Genomic DNA, 4827 nt, shown 5'->3' on the forward strand with positions numbered 1-4827 from the left:
TATCCATTTTTTAAGTTGGCGTTTTTTAATGTTTTAAATGCTTTATAAGCGTATTTCAGCTTGTGTAGGTCAAAACCCGGAAATTTGATAAAGACATAAGGTGCACATAGTGCAAAAAATTAAACATGAGACGCCAGATACGTTGAGTTTTTTTGTCATTTAATCTGTACAGAGAAGATAAATAAATAGCTTCAGTTTCATGATAAGGGCGCTGGCGAGGTTTGTCAAGGAAGTTTTTTGTTTCTGTGGGCTACCTGGATGACAGGATTGCTCTTGAATTTGTATAGCTACATTGTCGGTAAATCTAAATTGCTTTAGTTATAGAAATAAATTTCGAGTCAGATGTGTATAAATTCTATATAATTTTTATCCTACTACTAATTTAACAAGATGGATCATATAGATATTATAAAATCAAAATTATTATTATCCGACATAGTAGGTAAAAAAGTCAGATTAATAAAAAGAGGAGATAGTTTTGTTGGGCTCTGTCCATTTCATAACGAAAAAACCCCATCTTTTTCGGTGAGCAATACTAAGGGGTTATATTACTGTTTTGGTTGTTCAGCTAGTGGTGATGCATTTGAATTTATTTCACAAACTGAAGGATTAAGCTTTAAAGAAGCATTGGAAAAATTAGCATCGGTTACAGGTGTTGAACTGCCCAAAAATCTTAGTATTACAAAAGAGAACAATAAACTATTTTTAGTGCTTGATTTAGCTGCAAATTGGTTTGCACAAAAAAATCAGGGCGTTGTAGATTATTTAAAGCAGCGTAAGATTTCACCTAAAATCATAGATAAATTTAAGATAGGTTATGCACCAAGCTCTGGTTTGAAAGAGTATTTAAACTCTTCAGGTATTGAAGACAGAATTTTGATTGATATTGGATTAGTAAACAAAAATTTTCGTGATTATTTTTATGACCGGCTGATATTTCCTATACAGAGCATTGCAGGGAGAGTTATTGGTTTTGGCGGACGTGCGCTAAGTTCTGAGCAACAGCCGAAATATTTAAACAGTCCAGAGAGTCAGCTCTTCAAGAAGAGGGAGAATTTATACGGATTAAACTTTGCTTTAAGCGAAATACGTAAAAAACAGCACATACTCGTTGTTGAAGGATATATGGACGCTATAGCGCTACATCAAGCAGGAATTAGTAATGCAGTTGCTCCGCTTGGTACCGCAATTTCTGCAGAGCAGATAAAAAATCTATGGAGATTTGCTAAAGAAATCTCCATCTGTATGGATGGCGATAGTGCTGGACGTCATGCTGCTACTCGAGTTGCAGAACTTGCTCTGCCAATATTAGAGCCTGGATACACGTTAAAATTTGTGACTTTGCCGAGTAATAAAGATCCATACGATATATGTAACGAACTGGAATACAAGAAAGAAGACGTATTGATTGCGCTTGATCACTCAACAAAACTTCATTCTGAATATTTATGGCATCACATAATCGATAGCAATTTGCAAAATTATGAAAAACTTGCTCCGGAAAAATATTCAATTCTTGAGCACAAGTTCATGGAATATGTAAATACTATTAGCAACAGCAGTATTAGAAGGTATTACAGAGATTATTTTTACAATAAGGCTAGTGAACTAAGAAGTAGCTTCAAAAAACAGATTTTTAATAGTAAAACTAGAGCAACAAAAGGTGAGTATCTTCATAACAAATCTCCAGAGCTAATTGAAGCAGAGCAAAATCAGGCCGTAATTTTGCGTATAGCCGTAGAATTTCCTAAAATCTTGAACCGTCCTATATTTTTTGAGCAATTTTCTCATTTTGAATTTACTAATGAGATGAAAAGATTACAACAGCGTATAATTGATGTAATAAGTAACAAAAGCAAACTCGATAAAGAGGCTTTGTTACAAGAATTGAAACAGTTTAACGTTATAAAGTATGTATTTGAAAAAACTAGTGTACTAAATAGCCAACTGAACGAGAGAAAATCTGCAGAAATTGTGTGGAATAATATAGTGTTACTAAAAGAGTTAAATGCATTACGAAAAGAAAGAACCGAAGCGAGGCTGAGCGGTAATCTTGACTTAGAGGAAAGGTTGATAGAACAAATAAAGCAAATAGAAAGCAGTATACAAGAAATGCAAATGGAGTTCATTGAAAAGTAGATATCGTCTCGTTAGTCAACAAGAAAATTACAAAATAAGACAATATTTTACATAAGATTGAAATTTTTAACTAATTAAGCCTTCCTCTAACAGCTTTGCCCTGTAGTTTTTGATATGGTTAGGATCACTTGAAAATGTATAATTTTTGTAGTTAGCTCTGCTGTGCATATAAAGTTTACTATTGACTTTTATCACATTATCTCACATTATCTCACATAATATGCATGTGAGAAGAATATGAACTGGAAGAATTTTCGTCTTAGTACGCGTCTCAACCTAGAAGGGCCTGTAATTGAGCAAGTGTACGAGTTAATTACTGCAGTTGATAGTGTTAAAAATAGCTGGCAGATAACGAAAAAACTACTACCACAAACAATTGAAAGATTAACTCATTCAGTTATTGTTACATCTTCTGGCGCTTCTAACCGTATTGAAGGAAATCGTCTAACCGATAAAGAAGTTGAGGATCTATATAAAAACCTACGTGTCAAAAAATTTAAAAATAGAGATGAGCAAGAAATTGCTGGCTACTTAGAAATACTTAAACTAATATTTCATGATTATACGGATATTCCAATTAGTGAGTCATCAATATTGCACATTAACAACCAGATGCTACTTTATAGTGAAAAAGATTTGTATCATAGAGGAAAATACAAAGCAAGTTCTAATAGAGTTGAGGCAAAAGATCAGAATGGAAAAGTTGTTGGTATAATTTTTGATCCCACACCACCTTACCTTGTTAGAAAGGAAGTACAAGAGCTTATTGATTGGTATCACTGGTCCTTAAATAATAAATTTAAGCATCCTCTTATTATTGTTGCTAACTTTGTTTTTGAGTATTTGGCAATACACCCTTTTCAAGATGGAAATGGCAGAACTAGTAGATTGATAACTAATTTAATGCTGTTGCAGCAGGGTTATGATTTTGTATCTATTGTATCACATGAAAAGATAATTGAAACTAACAAACTTGATTACTATTTAGCGCTTAATAAAACACAAAGTAGCTGGAAAAGTGGCAAAGAAGATATTTCCCCATGGTTAATATTTTTTCTTAATGTGCTCAAAACGCAAGCAAATGAGGCGCATTATATTCTTGAGAGGGAGAATACTGAATATTTATTATCAAGAAAACAATTATTCTTCTGGGAGTGGGCACTTAGCCTTGCAGATAAAGAATTTAGTAGAAAAGATGCTATAGAAGCTCTAGGATTTCCTCCAAGAACAGTAGAGGCAATTACAAAGAAACTGCTAGGGATGAAATACTTACAGCGTCTTGGAGAAGGCAAAGCCACTAGATATAAAGTTATTATTTAAAAGTTTTAGTATGTTTTTCGAGATTTTTTTAAATCCAGTCTTATGCACAACTTTGTTTGCAATTTTATTCGATTAAAAATTGCATTTTAGCAATAAAAAACTTACTTATTATAGGAAAATCTTGTGTTTGTTCTCATATAAAACTATTTATGGAGTGACAATGGTACATGTATTATACTTACATTTCTGATTCGAAAATTTATGCAGTTGTTTCTAACAAGATTGGTCAACAAATTCTATTGTTTAAAGATAAGAAATAAAGTAATCATCATTTCCAGTATTGCTTTTATTCTACTGTTTTTTATCAGCAGTGCATTTTTAAAAAAAGATCAGGCGGTTCATAGCGATAATGCAACTAGTAGCTTTTCAGTAAAAACTCAAGAATGTGCGCCGCAAAACCGCACTATATATTTAAATTTTTCTGGTACAGTAAATCCCTTACATAGAGCTAGCCTTGTCTCAAAAATAAGTGGTAAGATTATTGCTATTTATTTACCTGATGGTGAAAAGGTAAAAAGAGATGATGTAGTGTTAAAGATAGAAGATTATGACAGGATTGAGCAAGCTCAGAAAGCCAAAGCTTTATTAAAGCAGCGTGAAATTGAGTATGATTCCTCTCACAAACTGAATAAAAAAGGCTATGGGGCACAAATACAAGTAGAAGCAGCTTTTACTGCGTTACAAAGTGCAAAAGCTGACCTAAAAAGGCTAGAATTGGATTTAGAAAATACTGCAGTCACATCTCCTATAGATGGTTATATTGATAAAATCAATGCAAACGAAGGGGATTTTGTTAATGCTGGGCAAAAAATAGCTGACGTGGTTAATTTCGATCAAATTCTTGTAGTGTTATACGTTTCGGAAAATGAAGTAAATAAAATAGAGCTAGGCAGCACAGCTCAAATTAATTTGCTGGACGGAAAAGAATTGGCAGGTGAAGTAAGTTTTATTAGTAAAATTGCTGAGCCTAAAACTGGGTCTTATAGGGTAGAAGTAAAGGTAACTAATAATAAAATGATATCCTTGCAGGGACTAACTGCCAACGTAAGGCTACCTTCAGGCGAAAGATTTGCATATAAAGTTCCTTCTTCAGCCCTGAGCTTAAGTGACGAAGGTGCTCTTGGAATAAAGATTGTTGATGATAATAATTATGTAGTATTTGCACCAATAGAAATTGTTGATCATGAGAGCGATGGGGTTTGGATAGTAGCAAATAACGAAGGTAAACCCATAAAGTTAATAGTATTGGGCCACCTATTTGTTAAGCCTGGTGATAAGGTTTAAGACATAAGATCCTTTGACCTTACCCAGAAAAAGTGGAGAGAAAGTTTGGAATGTTTTTCACAAAGAGAATGATGAATCAAAATG

The 4827-nt window shown here is 33.3% G+C and carries 3 protein-coding genes; all 3 read left to right on the forward strand.

Features of this window, described 5'->3' with window-relative positions:
- The first annotated feature begins 390 nt into the window (after positions 1 to 390).
- The 3 genes from dnaG (at position 391) to ACIPNH_RS03240 (ending at position 4743) form a co-directional block, all read left to right on the forward strand.
- The gene (gene dnaG / locus ACIPNH_RS03230) at positions 391 to 2139 is read left to right on the forward strand and encodes a DNA primase (protein ID WP_400771698.1); all 1749 of its coding nucleotides are present in this window, start codon (positions 391 to 393) and stop codon (positions 2137 to 2139) included.
- Positions 2140 to 2376: 237 nt separating this feature from the next.
- Positions 2377 to 3459 carry a Fic family protein gene (locus ACIPNH_RS03235; protein WP_400771700.1) on the forward strand — a complete coding sequence of 361 codons (1083 nt, stop codon included), beginning with the start codon at positions 2377 to 2379 and terminating at the stop codon, positions 3457 to 3459.
- Positions 3460 to 3660: 201 nt separating this feature from the next.
- A complete protein-coding gene (locus tag ACIPNH_RS03240; protein ID WP_400771701.1) occupies positions 3661 to 4743 on the forward strand; it encodes an efflux RND transporter periplasmic adaptor subunit in 1083 nt (360 codons plus the stop codon).
- Positions 4744 to 4827: the final 84 nt, after the last annotated feature.

This window comes from Wolbachia endosymbiont of Drosophila barbarae (assembly GCF_044752445.1).
GTDB classification, from domain to species: domain Bacteria; phylum Pseudomonadota; class Alphaproteobacteria; order Rickettsiales; family Anaplasmataceae; genus Wolbachia; species Wolbachia pipientis.